The organism is Microbacterium sp. zg.Y909 (assembly GCF_024626565.1).
Window position 1 is genome coordinate 1 of the sequence record NZ_JANJFJ010000631.1, and the last position, 1,550, is coordinate 1,550.

Below are 1,550 nucleotides of genomic sequence, written 5' to 3' on the forward strand. Positions count from 1 at the left end.
CCTTTCGTCGCCTTCGACGCTACGGACGCGCCCACAGCGCCACATCGGCCTGCGGTCGCGACTATCGGCATCCGACCAGTACCCAGGTACACACCGGTGAGGGGCCATGCGCTGACACCGCCGACAGAGTCGGTGCCCCCGGTTAGGCTGGACCCCATGGAGTCCGCCGCGATCGTGCACGAGTTGCCGTGGGGCGACGTGTGGGGGCAGGACGAGGCGGTCGCGCAGCTGCAGGACGCGGCATCCGACCCCGCCTCGATGACCCACGCGTGGCTCATCACGGGACCTCCGGGCTCGGGCCGCTCCACCCTCGCCTACGCGTTCGCCGCCCGCCTCATCGCCGGCGATGGCGACGACGTGGACCACGTCATGAGGCAGGTGCTCGCCGGCACCCACCCCGACCTCACGGCGCTGCGCACCGAGGGCGTCATCATCTCGATCAAAGAAGCCCGGGCGCTCGTCGAGCGCTCGTACTTCTCGCCGTCCCTGGGGCGCTACCGGGTGCTCGTCGTCGAAGACGCCGACCGCATGACCGAGCGCACGTCCAACGTTCTGCTGAAGGCGCTCGAAGAGCCGCCGGAGCGCACGGTCTGGATCCTGTGCGCGCCGAGCGACGCCGACCTGCTTCCCACCATCCGGTCCCGGGTGCGCACGCTGCGGCTGCGCGACCCCGAGGTCGACGACGTCGCGCGCCTCATCGTGCAGCGCACCGGAGTCGACCCCGCCGTGGCGGAGCAGTCCGCCCGTCTGGCGCAGCGCCACATCGGCATGGCTCAGCGCCTGGCCACCGACGCCGCTTCCCGCACCCGCCGCGAGCAGATCCTGCGCGCGGTGCTGGGGGTTCGCGGGGTCGGCGACGCGGTGGAGATCGCCGGGCGTATCGTGCAGGCCGCCACCGAAGACGCCAAGGCGCTCACGGTCGAACGTGACGAGGCCGAGCGGGCGTCGCTGCTGCGCACCCTGGGGGTGCCGGAGGGGGCCGCGGTGCCCGCTTCGGTGCGTGGTCAGATCAACGCACTCGAAGACGAGCAGAAGCGGCGGGCGACCCGCAGCCTGCGTGACGGCATCGACCGCGTGCTCACCGACCTGCAGTCGATGTACCGCGACACGCTCATGCTGCAGTTCGGCCGTGACGGCGACCTGATCAACCGCGAACTCGAGCAGGACCTGCGTGCCCTCGCCGCCGCGTGGACGAAGCAGCGCACCCTCACCGTGCTCGACCAGATCACCCTCACCCGCAGCAATCTCGAATTCAACGCCGCTCCGGTGCTGGCACTCGAGAGCATGCTCATCACCGTCGCAAGTGGAAGGACCCCGTGAGCATTCGCCGCCGCCTCCTCGCCGTCACCGCCGGCCTCGCCGCGCTGACCCTCAGCCTCACCGGCTGTCTCGCGGCGATGATCCCCGACGCGGCCGCGCCGCCCACGGTCCGCCCCAGCAAGCCGCCCGTCACCGACGGCATCTCCGAGGAGCTGCTGCCGTTCTACGAGCAGACGGTGGAGTGGGAGCCCTGCGAGGGCGCCGACGCGGGCTACTACGACTGCGCCACC

1 protein-coding gene and 1 pseudogene are annotated in these 1,550 nt (G+C 71.4%); both read left to right on the plus strand.

Features of this window, described 5'->3' with window-relative positions:
* Positions 1–156: 156 nt before the first annotated feature.
* A complete protein-coding gene (locus NQ160_RS23600) occupies positions 157–1,320 on the plus strand; it encodes a DNA polymerase III subunit delta' (RefSeq protein ID WP_257517427.1) in 1,164 nt (387 codons plus the stop codon).
* Positions 1,317–1,550, plus strand: a pseudogene (locus tag NQ160_RS23605) (alpha/beta hydrolase); the annotation flags it as partial. The gene NQ160_RS23600 and the pseudogene NQ160_RS23605, both read left to right, overlap by 4 nt.